The organism is Bacillus sp. LM 4-2 (genome assembly GCF_000978495.1).
Taxonomy (GTDB): Bacteria; Bacillota; Bacilli; order Bacillales; family Bacillaceae; genus Bacillus; species Bacillus subtilis.
Window position 1 is genome coordinate 1,876,598 of sequence record NZ_CP011101.1, and the last position, 22,705, is coordinate 1,899,302.

A 22,705-nucleotide genomic window follows, 5' to 3' on the forward strand; every position below is an offset into this window, starting at 1 on the left:
TAGTACATGACAATGAAAATTAAAATCAAGTATCTAGATGAAACACAAACAAGAATCAGCAAAATTGAGCAGGGAGACTGGATTGATCTTCGGGCAGCTGAAGATGTAACAATCAAAAAAGATGAATTTAAGCTTGTCCCATTAGGTGTTGCAATGGAACTGCCTGAAGGTTACGAAGCACATGTCGTCCCTCGTTCAAGTACATATAAGAACTTTGGCGTTATTCAAACAAATTCAATGGGTGTTATCGATGAGTCATATAAGGGAGACAACGATTTCTGGTTCTTTCCTGCTTATGCATTGCGTGATACTGAAATTAAGAAGGGTGATCGTATCTGCCAGTTTAGAATCATGAAGAAAATGCCGGCGGTTGAATTGGTTGAAGTCGAGCATTTGGGAAACGAGGATAGAGGAGGACTCGGTTCAACAGGTACGAAGTAAACAAAATAAATCCTTGGCTGTCTTCATGCTGTGTGATTGATCAATGGAGGTTTCAGCCAAGGTACATATAAATATTATGTATAAAATGAATATTTTAATACGAAGGATTTAATTAAAAACAAATTTTAAAAAGGGAAGTTTTGAAAAAGTGAAATAGTAATAACTAAAGTCGATAAAGAACCTAAAGATGTCAAAGAAACAATTTTTCTGGTGCTTTGCTTTTTTGAAGGTTTACTTAGCTCGTGGATAACTGCGCCCCATAAAAGCATGGATGCTAAAATTATAATACTTATATACATATAGATGCTCCTTTTATTATATTTACAGTTTTTACATTTTATTGATTTTACCACTTTAGGATTGAGTTGTCGATGAAACAAGCATCTCTATAAAGAAATACTTTTATCTAAATTTTTATAAGTAGGGGAAGGCAACTAAAAACTAGTAATGCCACTAATAATAAGCCAAGTTAAATGACTTGTGTTCATTAATAATTGAATTTACAGCAGCCATGAGCACAAAAAAATCTGAGTATCGTCGATAAATATCATAAAAAAGCCCCCGGTATGTCGCCGGGGAATAAATAGACGTTTAAGAGATTTAGTGATGTTTTTTATATGATTCGACAAAATCATAATAATAATGATCATCGTCATCATAATACTTTTTTTCGTAATGATAATCGTGATCATCGTAATACTTTTTATCATGGTCATCATACTTTTTGTCGTAATCATAATGTTTTTTATCATGATCATAATACTTGTCGCAATCATAATGCTTCTTATCATTGTCGTAATACTTTTTGTAATATGTTTTTTTCCAAGTGTAATACTCTTCTTTATATTTTTTATAATAACCCAATTAAATTCCTCCTTTATGTTATTCGAATTTAATTTATGAAGTTTAAATGATATGGTATGGTCAAATGAAATAAGAATAGTAAAAAGAGGCTGTTTAAAACACTTTCTGAAAAACAAAACGGATAGCTGTTTATTAAAACAAAAGCGAGAGAAAGCACTCAACCACTGTAAAATAATAGTAAAGTGTATAGAGAAGATTAATATACGTAAAGAGGGACTTTCTCTAATTGAAGAATATTTGAACGTTATGGTTAAGATTCAGAGCTCTATGATGTGATTTTTTAACACTGCTTTTGAAGGATTTAAAGTTAGACATCAAAAACAAACAGCAAAACCGGTCAGAAACAGATCATATAAGGAATGAACCGCTGCCAAATATCATAAAAAAGTTGTTAATGATCAAATGAATGAAATTAGAGAGAATTTATTTTAAAGAAAGCCCAATTGCACATGGACAAATGACAATTGATATTGAGGTAAAATACAATGCATTAAATCAGAAAAAGCTATTGGAGGATTTAATGTGTTTAGACAATTTCCAATTTGGTATACACAAACACCTAACTATTTGAATTTTTATGTGCCGCAATATCAAACCATTTCTTATAATCCTCAACAATGTTATCAACGGTGTATGTACCAAACTGGCGGTAACTATGAGCTATGTGACAGACTATGTTATGGAGAAATACAGGTGTAAAAGAGGGGGGATTAACTCCTCTTTAAACACACAGTGAGTGGAATAAGATCCTCACTTTATCTGCAAGTGCTTAGTATTTGCGATAATATTGCATTCGTAATAAATTATGCTTAGCAACTGAAAATGAAAGAAGGATATGAATAGTCATGACGCAATTCGATAAACAATACAATTCAATTATAAAGGATATTATCAATAATGGAATCTCAGACGAAGAGTTTGATGTAAGAACCAAGTGGGACTCAGATGGAACACCGGCACATACTCTAAGTGTAATGAGTAAGCAAATGAGATTCGACAACTCAGAGGTTCCGATTTTAACGACAAAAAAGGTTGCCTGGAAAACAGCCATTAAAGAGTTGCTCTGGATTTGGCAGCTGAAATCTAATGATGTTAATGATTTAAACAAGATGGGCGTACATATTTGGGATCAGTGGAAACAAGAAGACGGCACCATCGGACATGCATATGGATTTCAGCTGGGGAAGAAAAACAGAAGTCTAAACGGAGAAAAAGTGGATCAGGTAGACTATCTTCTTCATCAATTGAAGAACAACCCGTCTTCACGCAGACATATTACAATGCTGTGGAATCCTGATGATTTAGACGCAATGTCCTTAACGCCATGTGTATACGAGACACAATGGTACGTTAAACATGGGAAACTCCACCTTGAGGTAAGAGCACGGAGCAATGATATGGCATTAGGAAATCCCTTCAATGTATTCCAGTACAATGTGTTGCAGCGCATGATTGCTCAAGTGACTGGTTATGAGCTTGGTGAATATATCTTTAACATTGGGGATTGCCATGTGTACACACGTCATATAGACAATTTGAAAATTCAAATGGAAAGAGAACAGTTTGAAGCACCTGAACTATGGATCAATCCTGAAGTGAAAGATTTTTATAACTTTACCATTGATGATTTCAAGTTAATCAACTATAAACATGGGGACAAGCTTTTATTTGAGGTAGCGGTTTAATGCTGCCTTTTTATTGTGCAGTGAATGGATAGCAGGTATCCTAATTTCATTAAGCAATCTGGAAGATGAATAAAAATCGAAGGACAAACACGTATAATACATAAAAAAGATTAACTCTACAGTTAATCTTTTTTATTCAGAAGAAAATATCCTAACTTTGAAACTAAATACAAAGTAAAAGCAATCATTATAGTTCTAGATATTACAATTCCATGAATAGCTAGATCATATCCAGCAGGTACTAACGCATTTGTATTACACATAAAATATATAGATATTAGAAGTGCTACAATAACTAAAATCATTCCAAAAAGACTTGTTTTTTCATATTTCATACCAATTTCCACCCTTATTAAAGTTAGGTTTAAACAAAAGAGCTGAAGAAACGAACTATGACCAGTATGCTCCAATGAAAACCGCCAGACAATGCTGGCGGATTTTTGCTGCTTCGTTTATTTATTAACAGAGATCGTAACGTTATTTCCTGCAACAGAAACCTTTGCGAAATCCTGTGTATCTACCACAGGAGTGACGGCTTTATTGTCGATTGTGATGTTGTTAAAAGATGTCGAAAAGGTTGCTTTGATCGCATCACGCTGGCTTTCATACGAAACAGCCGCGGTAGCAAGGGTTTTCCATTTTGAAATCGTGCCGATGTTGGTTCCTTGAATTTCTGTGATAATCCGTCCGGTGTAGCCGTCATTGTTCGTTCCCCAAAGGGTCATGCGCGTATTGCCGCTTAAATTTTTATGGATTGTCATTTGGACTGTGCTTCCAGGGCGGAAGCCTTTATTGTATGTGAATTTGTCTTTTCCTTCGATGTACGTTTCTTCATTTTTGGACCCAACCTTCATGAGGGGCTTCCAGACGTTGTATTGTTTGCTGTACTGAAGCCCGATATCGGCCTCAGTTCCGCTTGTTGCCCTAAATCCTGAATAAATATAAGGAGTAGAGACCGTATCATATTTTACAGTGTCAGGAAGATTGATTTTAGCTGTAAAAACGGCGCCTGTACTATTCAGATAGGCGCGGCCGCCGATTCCCTTAGGCAGCTGTGATGCTGCTTTTGCGACTTGAGCATCTGCCGCGGGTAAGCCTGGTATACCTGATGAAAGGGTTCCGAAAAGAACCGCTGTTCCTACTGCACCTGCAATCAATACTTTTTTCACCAAAATTCCCCCTTTTGATAGTGGTTTGGCCATTTATTATACCTTATTTTGGAACTGTATTGATGTATATAATCGACAAAATATTTCATTTTGAGTGAAGTAAGGGACGAAACGCTTCGCCAATCTGAAAGCTATATACCTTTATCAGAGGAAAGAATGAGATCACAATCGTTTTAACCGATTTGAAATTCTCCTCAAAATAAAAGTACAAATGCTTAAAGAAACGATTATTAAAAGAATGCCCGCTATCGTTTCCCTGCCTGTAAAAAAGAGGTGACGTTTCATCAATGTCTGTCCTTGTAAAATGATAAAAGCACAGATACCGACTAAGAAAAGAAAACAAATACTTAGGATTGCTAACGCTTTACGTGAGTATGTTTTCATTTCATCTTTAAAATACAGCAATACGAAAACAAAGCAGATAACATTGGCTATTGTGCTTATCACCTCAAAGCTTTTCATGACAACTGATATAAATAGACAAAGTAAAATGAGATAAAATACGATGTTTCTATACAAAAAACCTCTCCTTTTATGTATGATCCTCAAAGAGTTTATAAAAGTTTCTTTGTAACTGCAATAAACTGAATGCGCTCACTTATGAACTAACTAAACTATGTACTAAATATTCACTATTCTTTTTCAGATTCAGTCACCAAGGTTTTCATATAAAGGGAAGCTTCAGAAATATACATATAGTGCACAAACAAAAAAGACCCGGCAATAGCCGGGGGAAAGTAAAAACGAGGAGATGTTAATGGCGTTTAGTAGTGTTTTTTATGCTTTTTATACTCTACAACATAATCATAGTCTTTTTTATCGTGATCATAATATTTTTTATCATAGTCATCGTATTTTTTGTCGTAATCACAGTCATCATATTTTTTATCATATTCGTAATACTTCTTATAATACGTTTTTTTGACCGTATAATACTCTTCTTTGTATTTTTTGTAATAACCCATATATACTCCTCCTTTATTTTTACTACGCTTTATTATACGGCGAGTAGATTTTGCGGCTTGGACAGTTAAAATCATAGAAGGAAAAAAGGGCTGTCCAAATGATAGAAAAAGACAGATGACACAAAAACAAATCAAAATAAAGAGCCGATTTTTCATCGGCCCAAACGATTTATCCTACATTTGTTTGTCTTCTTTGTTTTCTGAGTCATTTTTTCTGATATCCTGAGTCAGTCCGCTTGTTGCTTGTTTAAATTCTGATAAGGCTTTTCCTGCTGCACGGCCAAGCGCCGGCAGTTTATCAGGCCCAAATACTAAAAAACCTACAAACAAAATAACGAGTATTTTTGTGAAGCTTAATTCCATATCCTTTTCCCCCTGATTGAAGTACAACCTTTTAAACAAATTATAAGAGATAGCAGTACAAATGGGAATGCATTTATTTTGAACATTTTAAAACCAGACAAAGACGGATTCATAAAACGGCTGCTGCTGAATATAATGTCCAATGCCACCTGCCTAAGAAGCAGGGAGGCAGGCTGGATCAATTATGTAGCTCTGCCGGAAATGATACAAACGTATCTGCGGCTATCATTGAAATAGAGGAGTGGTGTAGTTGATGAGATTCACTAAGGTAGTTGGATTTTTGTCTGTTTTAGGGTTGGCTGCGGTTTTTCCATTAACGGCACAAGCAGAAAAAGCCGGAACTGCGGGGGCTGGAGAGTGGGATAAGTTGGGGACTTACACATATACTTACTCAAGTCCGACGGTATACTCGACCGGAGGAGATTTTAGAGTTTGCCTTTCAGGAAGCACTCCTTTTTCTGTTTCACTGCACTTATATGAGGATGATCCCGGTGACAATCCTGATGATTATGTAGGGGCAAACTATTTTTCACCCGGAGAATGCCACACATTTGGCAGTATTGGAAAATTTGTAGATGGGAGCAATAACAAGGCCGAGTTCTTTGTTACCGATTACTCTGGTAAATCTAAAACTGTTACGTTTTATGATTGATGGACTCAAATTGTGAAGTATAACCCTTGGGAAAGAACAAAAAAGAGAGATACCTCTCTCTTTTTTTATTCTTCGACAGCCTTACGAAGCCGTTCATTTACAATGCCAGTCCAGCCGCCATCCATCTTACCGCGAACGACGGAGCTTTTCTCGTTTGCTTTGCCGATCACTTCATTCGGCTCTTTCCAGCCGCTGTGAATAAGGGTAAACCCTGTCTTTTCCCCCAAGTCTTCTAATTGAAAGGTAACGACCCATCCTTCTGTATCCCATTCAAAAGAAAGTTCAGTTGGAGCTTGAACAGCCAAAACTTTACAAGGGGACGGCCCAAACGGCGATTGTAAGTGAAATTCTTGTCCTTCTTTGAGCTGAAAGTCATTGGGCATAAACCACTTGGCAATGCCTTCTGAAGTAGAGACTGTCTCCCAGACTTTCTGAATGGGAGCCTCCAGAGTAATGCTTTTTGTAATATCCGGTAATGCATTTTCGTTGTTTTGAGCCATTTCGTTTACCTCTTGACATATGATGTTTTTTCAATTCAATCATATAATAACTAATAAGATCATGTCCATAGCGTGCATTATTTATGCTAGAGCTGCTGTTGAACAGCGTGTCAGTCGCCAGTCTGATCTGTGAATGGGAGAATTCTGCATGCGCGAAAAAGAGAGAGAGGTGTATGTTGTCATTTCGTTCATTCTTGTTTGCAGCCGCAACTGCTATGTTTGAACCGGAATTCCTGTTCAGGCAATTTATTTTGCGATTTTTGTTTTAATAGTAAATGATCCATTTTCTAAAACAGGAGGTTTTTTATGCTTGGAAAAATCAAAGCAGCCATTGATAACAGTCCAGGGAAGCCGGCCAGAATTTTAGTTAGTGAAAAAGCGTTTCAGCAATTAGAGGAGGAAATGCGCTTTGTTTACGTTTCCAAACCGAAAACGATAATGGGGATTCCTGTGGAAGTTTCAGATCAGGCAGAAAGCTTCAAGCTGGAATTTTAGTTTTCCCAGACTGCTAAAAGGCTCATTTTGTGTTAATTATGCAAAATGGTCAGGTTGATTTCTTTAAAAGCATGATGAAATGTTCATCATGCTTTTTTTATTGAGAAAAAAGACGAACATAAAAAATAGGTATACGGGAAAAATAATCCTATTAGAGAGAGGGGAAATGACAGATGGATAACATGATATCAACACTTACTGACTGGAATGTGTGGTTTCAAGCGTTAGTAGTATTTCTCGTTCCATATGTAATCTATAAAGTGTTTACTTGGATTCATGTATAAGAAGGTGCAATGATGAGGTGGCGGAACAATCAATACAAAACACAGAAGCAGCATAAATCAGATTATTTGACAGCTGAAAAGCAGGATCAGGATGTGTTAACCGGTAACATCGGATACGATTTAGAAAATGTAAAAAGAAAAATAGGACATAACGGGGACGTTCACTTCAGTGAGTTTGAAATCACTCATTTACATGTAAAAGCGGCATTGATCTTTGTTGAAGGACTGTCTGATCAGGAATTGATTAATAAAGGTCTATCAGTGTTAGTTATGAATCAACCTAATCAGGTAAGCGATGAAATTTCTCAATCCGGCAAAGGTACTTTAACTTCGAAACAGATAAAAAATCAAATCAATCGGTGATGTCATAGAATCAGAGAAAATCAGTGATATCGTGTTGAATGTGTTCATGGGTTCGACAGCGCTTCTCATCGATGGAATACCGCAGGCGTTTCTTCTGGGAACTGTAAAAAAACAAAATCGAAGTATCAAGGAGCCGCTTTCAGAAGCGCTTGTCAGAGGACCGCGCACAGGCTTTACAGAAGAGTTGAGTACGAATACAGCTCTTTTGAGACAGCAAGGAAAAAATGATCAATTAACATTGCAGAGATTTGAAGTAGGAACACGATTAAAAAAGGATTTAATTATCGCTTATATGAATGACATTGCAGACCCAAAAGTAGTCGAGGAAGTAAGAAAAAGAGTGAGAGGGATTGAGATCGATCATTTGCCGGAGTCAGGCTACGTTGAACAGTTAATTGAGGATAATTATTTGAGCCCGTTCCCGCAAGTACAGAGTACAGAACGTCCTGATCGCGTCATAAGCGAATTAATGGAAGGAAGAGTAGCTATTCTGCTAGACGGCACTCCGTTTGCTTTGATTGTTCCAGTCACTTTCAGCATGATGCTTCAATCGCCTGAAGATTATTATGAACGGTGGTTCCCGAGCTCGCTCATCAGATTGCTGAGGTTCATCGCAGCAATGATAACATTATTCGCACCCGCTTTATATATATCATTTATTTCTTTTCATCCGGGGTTAATTCCGACCAAGCTGGCAATTTCAATTTCCGGGACGCGCCAAGGTGTTCCGTTCCCATCCCTCATTGAAGCCTTATTTATGGAAGTCGCGATCGAAATTTTAAGAGAAGCGGGGCTTCGTCTGCCAAAACCGATTGGACCCGCAATTGGCATAGTTGGCGGATTAATCATCGGGAAGCAGCTGTGCAGGCGGGGATTGTCAGTCCAATCATGGTCATTGTTGTTGCGCTCACAGCAATTTCTTCATTTGCCATCCCGCATTATAGCACAGGTATAGCACTTCGGATGCTTCGGTTTGGCGCGATGTTTTGTGCGGCGGTGTTTGGATTGTTTGGAGTCATTATGTATTATCTGCTGCTAAGCAGCCATGTCGTAAAGTTAAAGAGCTTTGGTGTGCCATACGCAAGTCCGGCAGTGCCCTATCACTTAAAAGATTGGAAAGACTTTGTTATCAGAATGCCTCTTTTAGTCATGAAGCGCCGGCCTAAAATGATGAATACAGATAATACAAAACGGGTGAAGTGATGAACTCGACAGGATGGTGATAAAGTCTCATGTTCAGCCCAACCAGTAAAATCACAACCGCTCAGGCAACGATTATCATCATTATTCTGGCAGCAGCTTTTTACTGCAAAATGTGGTTGCGGCGAATGGAGCGGTCAAGTATTCCGGAGCAGCTGTAATCAACGGAAAATCGAAAAAAATGATAGGCACCTTAAATGAATATGAAACTGAGGGGATTACATGGATTAGAGGAGAAGGGAAAGGCGGAGTTGTCAAAAGTCATGATAAAAAGAGCCAACAGACGTTAGCGTACGATATCAATAAAATCAAAAGCAGAATTCAGCCAATCGTAAAAGGGAAAGATATTTCATTCCATGTCGATATTGAATCAGAAGGCGATTTGGTTGAAAACTGGAACACAAAAGAGGCGTTGGACACCCAGTTTATAGATCGTCTCGAAACGACTATTGAAAACGAGGTAAAGAAAATAGTTGGTCAGGTATTAAAAAAAATTCAGCATGATTATAAAGCAGATGTTGCGGGTTTTGATGAATCTTTTAGACTTACATATCCTCACTTATGGAAAAGGGTGAAAAATAACTGGGATGACACCTTCAGTAAAGCCGACATCACATACAGTGTGAACGTCACAATTACTCATTTCGGCACGGTTAAAACTCAGTAATGAATCCCAAGGAAGAGAAGGAAACCTCTCTTCTCTTTTTTATGCATTTATTAGGATAAAGATACTTTTTTTGGAGAGATATACACTTTTCAAATCGACCAATATGCTAATATAGGAATTGCTTGAAATAGAAGGGAGAAGGGGCTGTGAGGCAGAAACCGATTTATGTAGAAATCGAAATGAAATCTGATCTGGATACACTCTGGGAATATACACAAAACCCATCACTGCATAAGGAATGGGATCTCCGGTTTTCAAATATTACGTATTTGAATAGTCAGCCATGCGAAAAACAGAAGTTTCTTTACGAAACAAGGGTAGGCTTTGGATTAAAGGTGTCAGGTACAGGAGAAACCGTCGGTGTTTTCAACAAATGTTCATCTGAAAGGTCTTCTTCACTGGCTTTTGGCTCTGATCATCCATTATCTCTGATTCGGCATGGAAGCGGCTACTGGAAGTATATACAGAGAGAAAATGGGAAAATGACGTTTTTAACACAGTACCAATACAAAACAGCCTACGGACTGCTGGGAAGATGGATTGATCGTTTATTATTTCGGCCGCTGCTTGGCTGGGCGACTGCCTGGAGCTTTGATGCATTAAGGCTTTGGGTAGAGCAAAATAAACATCCGAAGCGCTTCATTCGATCTGCTATCATCTATGTGTTCATGTGTCTGTTTTTCAGCCTGTTTTGGTTCTATCAAGGCTTTGCAGGTGTTAAGACAAGCATATTGACAGGAACAGCGGAGATAGGCTTAGCTATTTTGTGGCTGCTTCCTTTAAAAAGAAAATGGATCATTCATGGTGTCCAGGCTTGTATTTTTGCTGGGTTTGCTTGTCTAGGTTCCGAAATATTCATGTGGGTTCTATTGAGTGTGTTTTCCGCTGCAAGCGGCGCTCTTAGCCTGCAGCTCCCCAGTGCCAGGCGCACAAAACGAAAGAGAAAGAAGTGACATTGTGAGTTCGATTTATGAAAAATCAATTATTAACTATCATTTGCTGCATCCCAAGCTGCAGAAACGGTACCAATTAGACGGGTCTCATACATTCAGCGGGACGGGAACGATGTCAGAAATAAGCGGAGGCTCTTTTCTGGTTAGAATGCTGTTAAAGCTGGGTGTTTTTTTCAGATGCTTCTTTTCAGAAAGAGGCAAAGACATTCCATTTACAATACAAAATAGAACTTGTCTTTTGAAATCGCAACATACAGGAATAGAATGGAATCGTACATTTTTCTTTAAAGGCAAAAAACGTTTCTTTGATGCGTTAATGATATATGACGAGAAAGAAAATAGAATACTTGATTTCTTCGGCAAACCTCATCTGCTGCTGTCTGTTTTGACGTTTGAGGCATCTCTTGACGGCTCTCTTACGATCACATCGGGAAAGCAATGGCTATTGATATGCGGAAAAAGAATCCCGCTGCCGAAATGGCTGACCGGTACATCCGAAGTTTGCGAAACGTTTGATGAAAAAAAGAATTGTTTCACCATTGAAGTGCATGTGCAAAATACAATTCTTGGCACTCTTTTCTTTTATAAGGGAACGTTTCAGGAGGAAGAGAGAGAATCATGAAACGAAATGGCATAGTCAGTGCGCTTTGTTTTATTGGATTTCTTGCAGCAGAAGCACCGGATATTTCAGTGGCAGAGGCACTCGTTTTGTTATCCATTCTATTTTTCGTGCCGGGAATTTTTCCTTTTGTTTTTCGTCAATCTCCGGTTCGTGCTGCTCAGTTTATGGAAAACGGGCTAATCCAGTGCTATCCTGTAGCCGCATTCTTTGCGGTGCTGGCTCTAGTGACGGAGGTTGGGGGTTTCGCACTTATCTGGTGGATGTACACAGTTTTTAATGCATTGTATGCGATCCTCCGCCTTTGGGAAACAAAGATACATAGAATCGAAGAGACATCAGTTTTGTTCGGTCTTATTTATTTGGCGGGAGGAGGATTTTGGTTTTTTGCTTATGCTGCCCATTTGCAGATCATGCAATTTGGCCCTCTCATCATTTTGCTGACTGCTGTCCACTTTCACTATTCTGCTTTTCTGATCCCGATCTTCAACGGTTTACTCGGCAGAACCATTAGAAAACATCGGATGTTGTACAGTTGGATAACATGGGTGATTTTGCTTTCGCCCCTTCTTATCGCACTGGGCATCACATATTCAAAAACACTTGATGTCATTGCGGTTAGCATTTATATGGCGGCGATTTATCTTCATGCATTTTTGGTGTTCACGGCAGCTTTTCGCACCAAGACGGGGACATTTCTTATTCGGCTTTCTTCCGCTGTTTTAATGATAACGATTGCTTTCTCGATGATTTATTCATTTGGTGTCTTTCGGCAAGAAGTTACATTGACCATCAATCAGATGATTTGGATTCACGGTTTTGTCAACGCGTTTGGTGTTATCTTGCCCGCTCTCATAGGGTGGAGAATAGAGGATGCGAAACCTTTTGATGCAGACAGTGTAAAGACATTCAGCCGTATCTACGGAAAAAGAAAGATTGGAGAAGAATTTTTAGCTAACATTCAAGCTGAAAATAACGCTCGGTACAGCGGACTTGTGGATGATATGGGCAGCCTGCGTTCAAAAGATTTTTCACCAGAAAAACTGGCGCCGCTCATTCTTTCGTTTTATGAACAAACCATCGAATACAATATTAAAGCAAAAGTAACATGGAGCACGTGGTTTCGGCCGCTTGCAATTATTTACGAATGGTTCAGCAGAAGAATCGGCCAAATACATCTTTCGACGAACCCTGACTGGTATAGGATGTACAGCAAGATAAAAGGTGTTCATTCGAAAAAAGACGGAAGGGAAAGAGTACGTGCCTGGATTAGAACAAATGAAAAAAACGAAACCATTTTTACCGCTCTTTATTCAGTGTATCGTTCAAATGGAGAGGGGTATATGAATATTTCTTTACCGCTTCCATTCAGCAGCATGACAGGTATTTTAAAACCATATCATCATCAGGAGAAGCTGGTTTTAACAAGCAGGCGGAGAAAAAGCAGAGCGGGGGATGAGGGGATTTATCTGCAAACAAGAGCGGGAACTTGTCCGCTTCCTTTATCTGAAACCTTTCTGATAGAAGCTGTACATGACAACAAATTAACCGCTGTTCATCATATGTGGCTGTTTGGAATAAAATTTCTAACTGTTCATTACAGCATTACACATATTAACCAGCCTATTGAAAGAACCTAACACAAAGAAGAAGCTTCGTCTGCCAGTTGTAATGAGATGAACTGTTTTAAAATTCTGCACCGCATCAAGACAGGAAAGGAAGGGTTTATGGTGTTTTATATCAGTTTATTTCTGATTCTTTGGCTGGCTGCTGGGTTTGCAGTGGGAATGAAACAAGTGTATGTCGATCAGCTGTTTGATAAAGCTGTGATCGAAAGACTGGAAAAAGAAGCGAATGATCATGGACATGCTGACCGGATGATCAAACAGCGCGTCCTTTATATTGCAGCAGTGACAGTAAGCGGGTTTATTTCTGTTTATTATGAAATGAAAACAATCCCGCAAAGGCGAAACATAAGAAAAATTGAAAAAAACATCATGAAATTAAATCAAGCAAAAAAACGAAGAATGAAGAGAAAATAAAAAGTGCACAGGCCAAAGGGCAGGTGCATTTTTGTTTTGTATGGAAAATGGGGGAGGTGGTGCCAGCTTACTTTTCATAAATTCAAAAATGAGAAGAACAGCGCCCGGGCTAATGGTATATAATATTGTGAATTTAACAAAAATTTAACAAGGAGGACGAGAGAATTCGTGCTAAAGCCTCAAAGAGACCTACATTCTGTTGATTTGGACTTAGAGGCGGAGTAGATGAAACCGGCCAAAGTATCCCTGCTCCGCCGTTTGCTCCATTCCTTGAAGCATGTTGATTGTAACATAGCCAAACGTTTTCCATCAACTATTAAAATTGTAAAATTATTGATGATTTTTATGGTGTTTACTCCGATTTCTTCAATTTATGCTGAAGATGTATATCAGAATTTTGAGGAATTAAAAAACAATGAAGATCCTTCTGATTATGGCGTTGTTACGAAAGAAACCGGAAGCCCTGTTCTTGTTTTAGCTATTCACGGAGGAGGTATTGAAGGCGGGACAAGTGAAGTAGCGAGAGAGCTCAGCAAAGAGTACTCGATGTATTTATTTGAAGGCTTAAAATCGGCAGGAAACTCAGTCCTGCACATTACGAGCACACACTTTGATGAACCTCGGGCCCTTAAAATGACGGGAAATCATGAATATGTCATTTCATTACACGGGTACGCAGAAGAAGATCAGCAGATCGAAGTCGGCGGTACAGATCGCGTAAGAGCGGCAGATTTAGTTGAGAAATTGCAGCATGCCGGTTTTCCTGCTGTATTGCTCAATATGGACCATCCGCATGCGGGCGTTAGTCCGAATAACATTGCAAATAAATCAAAAACAGGTTTAAGTATTCAGATAGAAATGAGCACAGGGTTTCGAAAGTCTTTGTTCGGCATCTTTTCTTTAAAAAGCAGAGCTGTTACTCAAAATGAGAGGTTTTATGAGTTTACAGAAGTGATGTTCCGTTTTCTCAAAAATAGCTACTGAAAAATAGGAGGCGATAAGACAGCCTCCTATTCCTTATGCTTCTCTTTCGTTTCGGGAAACAGCTCGTCCGCGGCTTCCGTTTGATACTGCAACGTGTTATCTCTCGCTGACAGTTCATTTCGGAAATTTTCATCAAGCACATTTTTCAGTAAATACCGATGAAAAAAGTATTCAAAAACAGTAAGACAGGCAGCGGAAAGGAGAGCCGCTCCAAATGGTGAGAAATCGTTTCTTGTTTGGGTTAAAACAAATACCCAAAGAATAACGAATGAAAGGCCAAAGTCAGCCAATGAAGCTGTAATATTGTTTGTTCTGGGTAAGACGAGCATGTCACCAGAAAGATAGGAAACAAAACCTAAGAAAAGTGCAATAAACATCACACTTAAAAAGGATGCGTGATAGACTCTGTCCAAAATCACATATAAAAGGGCGAGAGTGAAAGCAATCTTTGAAGCAAGCGCAATGATATGTTTCATTTGACCACCTAAATTGTTATTTTTTGAAGAAAATTCTTGGGCGTAAACAAATGATAAATAATGCAATTCAAAACCATTCATAATGGTCATGTTACTATTTTAAACAGTCCGTTTTTGTTTACACTGGTATTTTTTTCAGCTGTATGAAACTTTCTTATGAAAAAAGTCGTATATGTGGATGATCAGCTTTCAAGGGGGGAATGATTTGTGGAGATAAAAGGAATCAATCACTTGCTATTTTCAGTTTCGCATTTGGATACATCGATTGATTTTTATCAAAAAGTGTTTGGTGCAAAGCTTTTGGTAAAGGGAAGAACAACTGCATATTTTGATATGAACGGCATCTGGCTAGCGCTTAATGAAGAACCAGACATCCCGAGAAATGACATTAAGCTTTCTTATACCCATATTGCTTTTACAATTGAAGATCATGAATTTGAGGAGATGTCAGCTAAATTAAAAAGACTTCATGTCAATATTCTGCCTGGCAGAGAACGAGATGAACGCGATCGAAAATCAATTTATTTTACCGACCCTGACGGCCACAAATTTGAATTTCATACCGGAACCCTTCAAGACAGGCTTCGATATTACAAACAAGAAAAAACGCATATGCACTTTTTATGATGAAACTTTTGATATCACAACCATATTTCATATAAGGTTAAATTTAAAGAAGGGTGTTGGTGGAGACTTTATGTTTGGGGAAGGTTTCTACCCGACTTGTTCAACGATGCCATATCTTTTGAACTGGACAAGTGATTGGGTGAAGGTGAAATTGAAATACATATTACATTTTATATGAAGAAAGCGAGCTGTTTTATCAGAATGTTGAACTAATTAAACTATGTACTAAATTTTCAGTATATTTCAATTGCTTCGCCCCTTAATAAATATGAAACCGTATCCTTCCACGACCTAAAAAATGAAACGTTTTTAAGAAGATGGCGTCTAATATTTTAAATGTTCATATTTTGATAAAAGTTTCCTAAAGGAAAGAAAATTTCTTGACTTCAACAATCTTTTGGTGGATAATTATGGTGTAAACATGATGTTCTTTTTCCTCCTATTCAGGCTCGCACCCAAAAGTCAGGGCGAGCCTGCTTTTTTTGAACAACAAACCCCCTCTCCGTAAAGGAAGAGGGGGTTATTTTATGCATCTGATAGATCAATAGATTAATGGACGGTTCTGAACACGCCAATCACTTTCCCTAGAATGCTGACATTCTGCAAAATGATAGGTTCCATCGTTGGGTTCTCAGGCTGCAAGCGAATGTGGGTATCCTCTTTATAGAATCGTTTTACAGTTGCTTCATCATCTTCTGTCATTGCAACTACAATTTCCCCATTGTTCGCTGTGTTTTGCTGTTTAACGATGACATAGTCCTTATCGAGAATACCAGCATCTATCATACTGTCTCCCATAATCTCCAGCATAAATACATGCTCGTCTGGAGGAACCATGCGGTCTGGGAGCGGAAAATATTCTTCAATATTTTCTACTGCTGTAATAGGAGATCCCGCCGTGACTTTCCCGATGACCGGTACATTAACGACCTGGCTTTGCGGAATGTCTACTTCTTCATCAAGAATTTCTATTGCTCTTGGTTTTGTCGGATCTCGTCTGATCAGCCCTTTTGTTTCCAAGCGGGCCAAATGGCCGTGGACAGTAGAGCTGGACGCAAGCCCGACAGCCTCTCCGATCTCTCTCACGGAAGGCGGATATCCTTTTGATTTAACCTCTGCTTTAATAAAACGGAGGATATCAAGTTGCCTTTTTGATAGCTTCGTCATTTTTCGCACCTCAAAACGTCGATTTTAAGAAGATTATAGCATGATTTTCCTTACAGTACAAACATAGGTTCGAAAAAACAATTGACAGAAACGTTTGTTCGTATATACTGAAATTATAAAAATGCGAACAAACATTCCTGTTGGAGGTTATGATCATGAGTAAAGAATCTATTATTTTTGTCGGTCTGTTCACAGTGATTTTGAGCGCGGTTATCCTTATGCTGTCATATACAAGCAGCGGCCAAGAGCTTAATCAGTATGTTAAAATAGAAGTCCAGCAAGGCGACACACTTTGGTCAATTGCTGATCAGGTAGCAGATACAAAAAAGATAAACAAAAATGATTTTATTGAATGGGTAGCTGATAAAAATCAACTTCAAACCTCTGATATCCAGCCGGGTGATGAGTTAGTGATCCCATTGAAAAAGAAGCATCAGGATGCATATGAATTGGCAACTGTAAGATAGAGAGGAAAGAGAGATAAAATGAAAGCACTCATTTATGCCCGTGTAAGCACAAATAAAGAACAGCAGGAAACGTCATTAAAGCGGCAGGAGGAGGAGCTTACGGCCATTGCAGCGGAGAACGACATGGAAGTGGTCAAAGTGATTTCAGAAAAAGCCAGCGGATATGAAATGGATCGGGATGGTGTATTTGAGCTGCTTGATGAGATTAAGAACGCTGGAATTGATGTCATTTTGGTTCAGGATGAGACAAGGCTCGGACGGGGAAACGCAAAAATCGCACTGCTTCATTGCATTTATAGAGAAGGTGTGAAAGTCTATACAACGGCTCATAGAGGTGAACTGGAGTTATCGGAGGCTGACTCAATGGTCTTGGAAATCGTCAGCATTGTGGAAGAGTATCAGCGAAAGATTCACAACATGAAAATCAGACGGGGAATGAAACGTGCAGTAAAAAACGGTTTTAAACCGCAAAAAAACTTAAAAAACCAACATGGGAACAGTGGAAAAGAAAAAATAGAGGTGCCAATCTCTGAGATCGTCCGCCTAAGAGCGAATAAACTGACGTTTGCTGAAATCGCGGCTACCCTAAGAGGGTTTGGCTATGATGTCTCTAAAGCAACCGTTCACCGGCGTTTTCAGGAATACATAGAGAATGAAGAGACAGCAGAGTGAATCAGTTGTAAAACTTTTTTTGATCTAGTACTATATAGACAAAATGCAATAAAGGAGTTTAACATGATTTCAAACGCGAAAATTGCCAGAATTAATGAACTTGCTGCCAAAGCTAAAGCTGGCGTTATTACAGAAGAAGAAAAAGCCGAACAGCAAAAGCTCCGTCAAGAGTACTTGAAAGGTTTTCGTTCTTCTATGAAGAACACGTTAAAAAGTGTGAAAATCATTGACCCAGAAGGCAATGATGTTACACCAGAAAAGCTAAAAAGAGAACAAAGAAATAACAAACTTCACTAATATAAGAGGAATACGGCAATATCGTATTCCTCTTTTGCATATACTATAATCAAAACTCTTATGTGACAAAATTCAACAAGTTTCTCTCAAATTTAAGCTGAAACAGTTGAGAAAAAGTCGTCAGACATTTATGATGTAAGGGTACAACACATAAGGAAGGGGATTTTTATGGATACAATTGAAAAGAAATCAGTTGCTACCATTCGCACACTGTCAATAGACGCTATTGAAAAAGCAAATTCTGGTCACCCAGGGATGCCGATGGGAGCCGCTCCAATGGCATACACGCTGTGGACAAAATTTATGAACGTAAGTCCGGCAAACCCTGGCTGGTTTAACCGTGACCGTTTTGTTTTATCTGCTGGACACGGGTCAGCACTATTATACAGCATGCTTCATTTAAGCGGGTTTGATCTTAGTATTGAAGATCTTAAGGGATTCCGCCAGTGGGGCAGCAAAACACCAGGACATCCGGAATTCGGACATACTGCCGGTGTTGATGCTACAACAGGTCCGCTTGGCCAAGGAATTGCCATGGCAGTCGGTATGGCAATTGCTGAACGCCATTTAGCGGAAACATACAACCGCGATTCATTTAACGTAGTCGATCATTATACATACAGTATTTGCGGTGATGGTGATTTAATGGAAGGTATTTCTTCTGAAGCCGCTTCACTCGCAGGCCATCTTCAGCTTGGCCGTCTGATCGTACTATACGATTCTAATGACATCTCTCTTGATGGAGACCTCGACCGTTCATTCTCTGAAAACGTGAAACAGCGTTTTGAAGCAATGAATTGGGAAGTTCTTTATGTTGAGGATGGAAACAATATTGAAGAATTAACAGCGGCTATCGAAAAAGCACGCCAAAATGAAAAGAAACCTACATTAATTGAAGTGAAAACGACAATCGGATTCGGTTCACCTAACCGTGCCGGTACATCCGGTGTTCACGGTGCGCCGCTTGGTAAAGAGGAAAGCAAATTAACAAAAGAAGCTTACGCGTGGACATATGAAGAAGACTTCTACGTTCCGTCAGAAGTTTATGAGCATTTCGCTGCAGCTGTTAAAGAATCAGGTGAGAAAAAAGAACAAGAATGGAATGCTCAATTCGCTAAATATAAAGAAGTTTATCCTGAACTTGCTGAACAGCTTGAACTGGCAATCAAAGGAGAGCTTCCGAAGGACTGGGATCAAGAGGTTCCTGTGTATGAAAAAGGAAGCAGCCTGGCATCCCGTGCATCTTCCGGTGAAGTTCTCAACGGACTTGCGAAAAAAATTCCTTTCTTTGTCGGAGGTTCTGCTGACCTAGCGGGATCGAACAAAACGACTATTAAAAATGCCGGTGATTTTACAGCGGTTGATTACTCAGGCAAAAACTTCTGGTTTGGTGTACGTGAATTTGCGATGGGTGCAGCCTTAAACGGTATGGCGCTTCATGGCGGTCTTCGTGTATTCGGCGGAACTTTCTTTGTCTTCTCTGATTACCTGCGTCCTGCGATTCGCCTTGCAGCGTTAATGGGCCTTCCTGTGACATATGTCTTCACACATGACAGTATTGCGGTTGGTGAAGACGGTCCGACGCACGAGCCTGTTGAACAGCTTGCTTCACTCCGTGCGATGCCTAACCTTTCTTTGATCCGTCCAGCAGACGGCAATGAGACAGCAGCAGCATGGAAGCTTGCAGTGCAAAGCACTGACCACCCAACAGCGCTAGTGCTTACACGTCAAAACCTTCCTACCATCGATCAAACAGCTGAAGAAGCATTGGCAGGAGTAGAAAAAGGTGCATATGTCGTTTCTAAATCTAAAAACGAAACACCTGACGCTCTTCTCATCGCTTCCGGATCAGAGGTAGGTCTTGCAATTGAAGCGCAGGCTGAATTGGCAAAAGAAAATATCGATGTTTCTGTTGTCAGCATGCCTTCAATGGACCGTTTTGAGAAACAATCTGATGAATACAAAAACGAAGTCCTTCCTGCAGATGTGAAAAAACGTCTTGCAATTGAAATGGGCTCATCATTTGGATGGGGCAAATACACGGGGCTTGAAGGTGACGTTCTCGGCATAGACCGATTCGGTGCATCTGCTCCAGGTGAAACCATCATTAACGAATACGGCTTCTCAGTTCCGAACGTAGTGAATCGAGTTAAGGCATTAATCAATAAGTAAGCTTTTGAAAGAGGATGAGTCAAATCATCCTCTTTTTCTTGTTTATCCGACAAAAATAGTATTGGCTGTTTAACAGTAATAGACAATTCTTTCTTTTCTTCTTTTGTATAATAGAGAGCAAATGAAATGCTGCTGGAAAAGGGGATGAAAAGATGGAACGTCACTACTATACGTACCTGATCAAAGAGGAATTTGCCAATCACTATTTCGGCCGGGAATCGGTTATGTTTGAGCTGTTTCAAGACTATCATTGGACAAGCCTTGAAAAGCAGCAGTATGAAATGACAGAGAAACAGATTCAATATATTACACAACCAATCCCGATTTTACATATGCATCAGCGGTTAAAAATGAATTTAAACAAGACGGATTACAGGCAGCTGGATTATATTTATAGAATAGCTTTGCCGAAAGCAAAAGGCCACGCGACGTTTATGATGAAGGAGCACATGATAGAAATTGTGGCTTCGGGAGATTACGAGGCAGAAACGATATTCTTTGAAGTGTTAAGAAAAGTAAGCCCTTGCTTTTTAGCAATGGATTTCAATTCGAAGCGTTACGGATGGCTAAATCCGGTGAAAGAAAGAAATTTTGTCTAAAACCGAAGAAAAAGAGATGTAAATGTTGTATAATAGCTTTTGGTTTAGTACACTTTAAACTAGACAACATGAAGGAGGAAATAAAATGACTTTATGGGTTGGCATCCTAGTGGGCGTTGTTGCATTGCTCATAGGTGTTGCACTCGGGTTTTTTATTGCTCGTAAATATATGATGAGCTACCTGAAAAAGAATCCGCCTATTAATGAACAAATGTTACGCATGATGATGATGCAAATGGGAATGAAACCTTCTCAAAAGAAAATCAATCAAATGATGAAAGCCATGAATAATCAAACGAAATAATACGTAAAGATTATGATATAGAGAAACATGGTTATAAAATAAAAAACCCTTATACGGGTTTTTTATTTTGCAATCATTCATCACCCGCTACTGCTCGAAGGCGCTGCTTTTGATATTGTATGAGAAGATGGTCAAGCTCCTGACTGAGCTCTATCGTAATATGAGATGTCATTCCGTTCGCCATGACAATTTGCAGCAGCTCTGCTCTTTTTTTTTCAATTTCTTTTAATAGATGCTCTCTAATCACAGGGATGTATCCTTTCATACATTAGATCTTCAAAGTGAATGTTTATATTATATCCATATTTATACTAATTTTCAAATGAGAAGGAGTATAATGTCTCAATGTCAAATTAAATTATATAAGTTTTTTCTGAAAATAGAAATCCTTCAAGTGAAAGTGTTAAAAAAATGAAATGATTTTGTCATAACTTGAAGGAATGTCAAATCATGAAGGGATGATGACATGGGAGACGTGAATTATTTTTTGACATTCGGAGCGGGGTTTTTATCCTTTATTTCGCCTTGCTGCCTGCCGCTTTACCCAGCTTTTTTGTCATATATTACAGGGGTCAGCATGGACGATGTAAAAACTGAAAAGCTGCTGCTGCAGAAAAGAAGCTTGTTTCATACTTTGTGTTTTTTGCTTGGCTTTTCAGTCATTTTTATTGCTTTAGGCTATGGAACATCTTTTATTGGCAGCCTGTTTAGGGATTATCACGATGCGATTCGGCAAATTGGCGCGTTGCTTATTATTTTGTTCGGTTTCATTACACTCGGTGTGTTCCGGCCTGAGGCTATGATGAAAGAGCGGAGAATCCATTTTAAGCATAAACCAAGCGGGTTTTTAGGGTCGGTCTTAATCGGAATGGCATTTGCAGCTGGATGGACACCATGTACCGGTCCGATATTAGCTGCTGTTATCACACTTGCAGGCACCAATCCGGGCTCAGCGGTGCCATACATGATGTTATATGTACTCGGTTTTGCGGTACCGTTTCTTTTATTGTCTTTTTTTATCACAAAGCTGAAGTGGATAAGGAAGAACCAGCTTTTCATTATGAAAGCTGGTGGCGTTTTGATGATTGTGATTGGTGTGCTGTTATTCTTTAATTGGATGAGCCTGATCATTATTTTGCTGTCAGATCTTTTTGGAGGCTTTACTGGTTTTTGACGGTAAATTACTTTCGTACTACTACTAATCCTTTTGTTTTTGGTACAATAAGACTATTATCTGTGGAAATCGATTGTTGGAGGGGAATATGACAAGAGTTTTAGTTGTAGACGACGCCAAGTTCATGAGAGTGAAAATCAGAGAGATCTTGGAAGAGGCAAATTACATAATCGCAGGCGAAGCGGCGGACGGTGAACAAGCAGCTGACCTGTATAAAAAACTGCGCCCGGACCTTGTGACAATGGATATTACAATGCCGGTGAAAAACGGCATAAAAGCGCTTCGTGATATCTTAACCTTTGATCCTAAAGCGAAGGTCATCATGTGCACCGCCATGCGCCAGCAAAGAATTGTAACGGAAGCAATTGAGCTGGGGGCAAAGGATTTTATTGTTAAGCCGTTTGAGGAAACAAAAGTGCTGGAAGCTGTAAGCCGCGTTATGGGACATTAAAGTCATTTCTTTTCAAAATGGTTTTTTTTATTGTTTTGGAGTATAGTATATAG

29 protein-coding genes and 4 pseudogenes are annotated in these 22,705 nt (G+C 39.0%); 23 read left to right on the top strand and 10 right to left on the bottom strand.

What is annotated here, in order from left to right:
* The first annotated feature begins 6 nt into the window (after nucleotides 1–6).
* On the top strand, nucleotides 7–441 hold the full coding sequence (gene dutA, locus bslm_RS09220) for a dUTP diphosphatase DutA (protein ID WP_014479915.1): 435 nt from the start codon (nucleotides 7–9) through the stop codon (nucleotides 439–441).
* A 600-nt stretch (nucleotides 442–1,041) separates the two neighbouring features.
* Here dutA and cotU read toward each other — a convergent pair.
* Nucleotides 1,042–1,305: a spore coat protein CotU gene (gene cotU, locus bslm_RS09225; RefSeq protein ID WP_033881937.1), complete on the bottom strand. Its 264-nt coding sequence runs from the start codon at nucleotides 1,303–1,305 to the stop codon at nucleotides 1,042–1,044.
* Between the two features lie 406 nt (nucleotides 1,306–1,711).
* On the opposite strand from cotU, the gene bslm_RS21300 reads away from it, so the two are divergent.
* Entirely contained in the window at nucleotides 1,712–1,876 is a 165-nt protein-coding gene (locus bslm_RS21300) for a hypothetical protein (RefSeq protein ID WP_003231643.1), read from the top strand.
* A 274-nt stretch (nucleotides 1,877–2,150) separates the two neighbouring features.
* Nucleotides 2,151–2,990 (top strand): thymidylate synthase, encoded by an 840-nt coding sequence (locus tag bslm_RS09235; protein ID WP_014479918.1) that lies wholly within the window; start codon nucleotides 2,151–2,153, stop codon nucleotides 2,988–2,990.
* 122 nt (nucleotides 2,991–3,112) lie between these two features.
* Here the strand turns inward: bslm_RS09235 and bslm_RS09240 are convergent, their stop codons facing one another.
* The 5 genes from bslm_RS09240 to tatAC form a co-directional block, all read right to left on the bottom strand.
* A complete protein-coding gene (locus tag bslm_RS09240) occupies nucleotides 3,113–3,400 on the bottom strand; it encodes a hypothetical protein (protein ID WP_121509411.1) in 288 nt (95 codons plus the stop codon).
* Between the two features lie 42 nt (nucleotides 3,401–3,442).
* A complete protein-coding gene (locus bslm_RS09245) occupies nucleotides 3,443–4,162 on the bottom strand; it encodes a YrpD family protein (protein ID WP_014479919.1) in 720 nt (239 codons plus the stop codon).
* Between the two features lie 159 nt (nucleotides 4,163–4,321).
* A complete protein-coding gene (locus tag bslm_RS09250) occupies nucleotides 4,322–4,678 on the bottom strand; it encodes a YoqO family protein (protein WP_014479920.1) in 357 nt (118 codons plus the stop codon).
* A gap of 245 nt (nucleotides 4,679–4,923) precedes the next feature.
* Entirely contained in the window at nucleotides 4,924–5,124 is a 201-nt protein-coding gene (locus tag bslm_RS09255; RefSeq protein WP_014479921.1) for a spore coat protein CotC, read from the bottom strand.
* Between the two features lie 174 nt (nucleotides 5,125–5,298).
* On the bottom strand, nucleotides 5,299–5,487 hold the full coding sequence (tatAC, locus tag bslm_RS09260; RefSeq protein ID WP_003231634.1) for a twin-arginine translocase TatAC: 189 nt from the start codon (nucleotides 5,485–5,487) through the stop codon (nucleotides 5,299–5,301).
* A 78-nt stretch (nucleotides 5,488–5,565) separates the two neighbouring features.
* Between tatAC and bslm_RS21645 the strand changes: the two are divergent.
* Nucleotides 5,566–5,724, top strand: a pseudogene (locus bslm_RS21645) (hypothetical protein).
* 16 nt (nucleotides 5,725–5,740) lie between these two features.
* Nucleotides 5,741–6,139, top strand: coding sequence for a hypothetical protein (locus tag bslm_RS09265; RefSeq protein ID WP_009967329.1), 399 nt, complete (start codon nucleotides 5,741–5,743; stop codon nucleotides 6,137–6,139).
* 65 nt (nucleotides 6,140–6,204) lie between these two features.
* On the opposite strand, the gene bslm_RS09270 is transcribed toward bslm_RS09265, so the two are convergent.
* Nucleotides 6,205–6,639 (bottom strand): SRPBCC family protein, encoded by a 435-nt coding sequence (locus bslm_RS09270; protein WP_003231627.1) that lies wholly within the window; start codon nucleotides 6,637–6,639, stop codon nucleotides 6,205–6,207.
* A 306-nt stretch (nucleotides 6,640–6,945) separates the two neighbouring features.
* Between bslm_RS09270 and bslm_RS09275 the strand changes: the two genes are divergently transcribed.
* From bslm_RS09275 to pghL, 8 genes and pseudogenes are all read left to right on the top strand, one after another.
* Nucleotides 6,946–7,134, top strand: a complete 189-nt coding sequence (locus bslm_RS09275) for a hypothetical protein (RefSeq protein WP_003231626.1) — start codon at nucleotides 6,946–6,948, stop codon at nucleotides 7,132–7,134.
* 293 nt (nucleotides 7,135–7,427) lie between these two features.
* Nucleotides 7,428–8,984, top strand: a pseudogene (locus bslm_RS09280) (spore germination protein).
* Nucleotides 8,985–9,066: 82 nt separating this feature from the next.
* Nucleotides 9,067–9,648: pseudogene (locus tag bslm_RS09285) on the top strand (Ger(x)C family spore germination C-terminal domain-containing protein); the annotation flags it as partial.
* A gap of 146 nt (nucleotides 9,649–9,794) precedes the next feature.
* The gene (locus bslm_RS09290) at nucleotides 9,795–10,601 is read left to right on the top strand and encodes a hypothetical protein (RefSeq protein ID WP_003231618.1); all 807 of its coding nucleotides are present in this window, start codon (nucleotides 9,795–9,797) and stop codon (nucleotides 10,599–10,601) included.
* Nucleotides 10,602–10,605: 4 nt separating this feature from the next.
* Nucleotides 10,606–11,223: a DUF4166 domain-containing protein gene (locus bslm_RS09295; RefSeq protein ID WP_003244960.1), complete on the top strand. Its 618-nt coding sequence runs from the start codon at nucleotides 10,606–10,608 to the stop codon at nucleotides 11,221–11,223.
* Nucleotides 11,220–12,860, top strand: coding sequence for a YndJ family protein (locus bslm_RS09300; RefSeq protein ID WP_003231612.1), 1,641 nt, complete (start codon nucleotides 11,220–11,222; stop codon nucleotides 12,858–12,860). Before bslm_RS09295 ends, bslm_RS09300 begins: the two co-directional genes overlap by 4 nt.
* Before the next feature lie 87 nt (nucleotides 12,861–12,947).
* Nucleotides 12,948–13,262 (top strand): hypothetical protein, encoded by a 315-nt coding sequence (locus bslm_RS09305; RefSeq protein WP_003245621.1) that lies wholly within the window; start codon nucleotides 12,948–12,950, stop codon nucleotides 13,260–13,262.
* A 225-nt stretch (nucleotides 13,263–13,487) separates the two neighbouring features.
* Entirely contained in the window at nucleotides 13,488–14,246 is a 759-nt protein-coding gene (pghL, locus tag bslm_RS09310) for a gamma-polyglutamate hydrolase PghL (protein ID WP_003245793.1), read from the top strand.
* 26 nt (nucleotides 14,247–14,272) lie between these two features.
* On the opposite strand, the gene bslm_RS09315 is transcribed toward pghL, so the two are convergent.
* Nucleotides 14,273–14,722 (bottom strand): YndM family protein, encoded by a 450-nt coding sequence (locus tag bslm_RS09315; protein ID WP_003245454.1) that lies wholly within the window; start codon nucleotides 14,720–14,722, stop codon nucleotides 14,273–14,275.
* Nucleotides 14,723–14,929: 207 nt separating this feature from the next.
* Between bslm_RS09315 and fosB the strand changes: the two genes are divergently transcribed.
* Both fosB and bslm_RS21650 read left to right on the top strand, forming a co-directional pair.
* Nucleotides 14,930–15,349, top strand: coding sequence for a metallothiol transferase FosB (gene fosB / locus bslm_RS09320; RefSeq protein ID WP_046381053.1), 420 nt, complete (start codon nucleotides 14,930–14,932; stop codon nucleotides 15,347–15,349).
* Nucleotides 15,273–15,612 (top strand): annotated as a pseudogene (locus tag bslm_RS21650) (hypothetical protein). The gene fosB and the pseudogene bslm_RS21650 overlap by 77 nt, the downstream one beginning before the upstream one ends.
* A 286-nt stretch (nucleotides 15,613–15,898) precedes the next feature.
* Here the strand turns inward: bslm_RS21650 and lexA are convergent.
* Nucleotides 15,899–16,516, bottom strand: a complete 618-nt coding sequence (gene lexA, locus bslm_RS09325; RefSeq protein ID WP_003238209.1) for a transcriptional repressor LexA — start codon at nucleotides 16,514–16,516, stop codon at nucleotides 15,899–15,901.
* A gap of 149 nt (nucleotides 16,517–16,665) precedes the next feature.
* On the opposite strand from lexA, the gene yneA reads away from it, so the two are divergent.
* The 6 genes from yneA to bslm_RS09355 all read left to right on the top strand — a co-directional run bounded on the left by yneA (nucleotide 16,666) and on the right by bslm_RS09355 (nucleotide 21,027).
* Nucleotides 16,666–16,983 (top strand): cell division suppressor protein YneA, encoded by a 318-nt coding sequence (gene yneA, locus bslm_RS09330; protein WP_003231598.1) that lies wholly within the window; start codon nucleotides 16,666–16,668, stop codon nucleotides 16,981–16,983.
* Nucleotides 16,984–17,001: 18 nt separating this feature from the next.
* A complete protein-coding gene (locus bslm_RS09335) occupies nucleotides 17,002–17,655 on the top strand; it encodes a YneB family resolvase-like protein (RefSeq protein ID WP_014479938.1) in 654 nt (217 codons plus the stop codon).
* A gap of 63 nt (nucleotides 17,656–17,718) precedes the next feature.
* Nucleotides 17,719–17,952, top strand: coding sequence for a DUF896 domain-containing protein (locus bslm_RS09340; RefSeq protein ID WP_003231595.1), 234 nt, complete (start codon nucleotides 17,719–17,721; stop codon nucleotides 17,950–17,952).
* Nucleotides 17,953–18,120: 168 nt separating this feature from the next.
* Nucleotides 18,121–20,124, top strand: coding sequence for a transketolase (tkt, locus tag bslm_RS09345; RefSeq protein WP_014476936.1), 2,004 nt, complete (start codon nucleotides 18,121–18,123; stop codon nucleotides 20,122–20,124).
* Nucleotides 20,125–20,276: 152 nt separating this feature from the next.
* Nucleotides 20,277–20,723: a sporulation inhibitor of replication protein SirA gene (sirA, locus tag bslm_RS09350; RefSeq protein WP_003231591.1), complete on the top strand. Its 447-nt coding sequence runs from the start codon at nucleotides 20,277–20,279 to the stop codon at nucleotides 20,721–20,723.
* A gap of 85 nt (nucleotides 20,724–20,808) precedes the next feature.
* Complete coding sequence (locus bslm_RS09355) at nucleotides 20,809–21,027, top strand: YneF family protein (protein ID WP_003221221.1); 219 nt, start codon at nucleotides 20,809–20,811, stop codon at nucleotides 21,025–21,027.
* Nucleotides 21,028–21,100: 73 nt separating this feature from the next.
* Here the strand turns inward: bslm_RS09355 and ynzD are convergent, their stop codons facing one another.
* Complete coding sequence (gene ynzD / locus bslm_RS09360; protein WP_010886518.1) at nucleotides 21,101–21,274, bottom strand: aspartyl-phosphate phosphatase YnzD; 174 nt, start codon at nucleotides 21,272–21,274, stop codon at nucleotides 21,101–21,103.
* A 219-nt stretch (nucleotides 21,275–21,493) separates the two neighbouring features.
* Between ynzD and ccdA the strand changes: the two genes are divergently transcribed.
* Complete coding sequence (gene ccdA, locus bslm_RS09365) at nucleotides 21,494–22,201, top strand: cytochrome c-type biogenesis protein CcdA (protein WP_003231585.1); 708 nt, start codon at nucleotides 21,494–21,496, stop codon at nucleotides 22,199–22,201.
* A gap of 88 nt (nucleotides 22,202–22,289) precedes the next feature.
* Nucleotides 22,290–22,652, top strand: a complete 363-nt coding sequence (locus bslm_RS09370) for a response regulator (RefSeq protein ID WP_003245707.1) — start codon at nucleotides 22,290–22,292, stop codon at nucleotides 22,650–22,652.
* The last annotated feature ends 53 nt before the right edge of the window (nucleotides 22,653–22,705 follow it).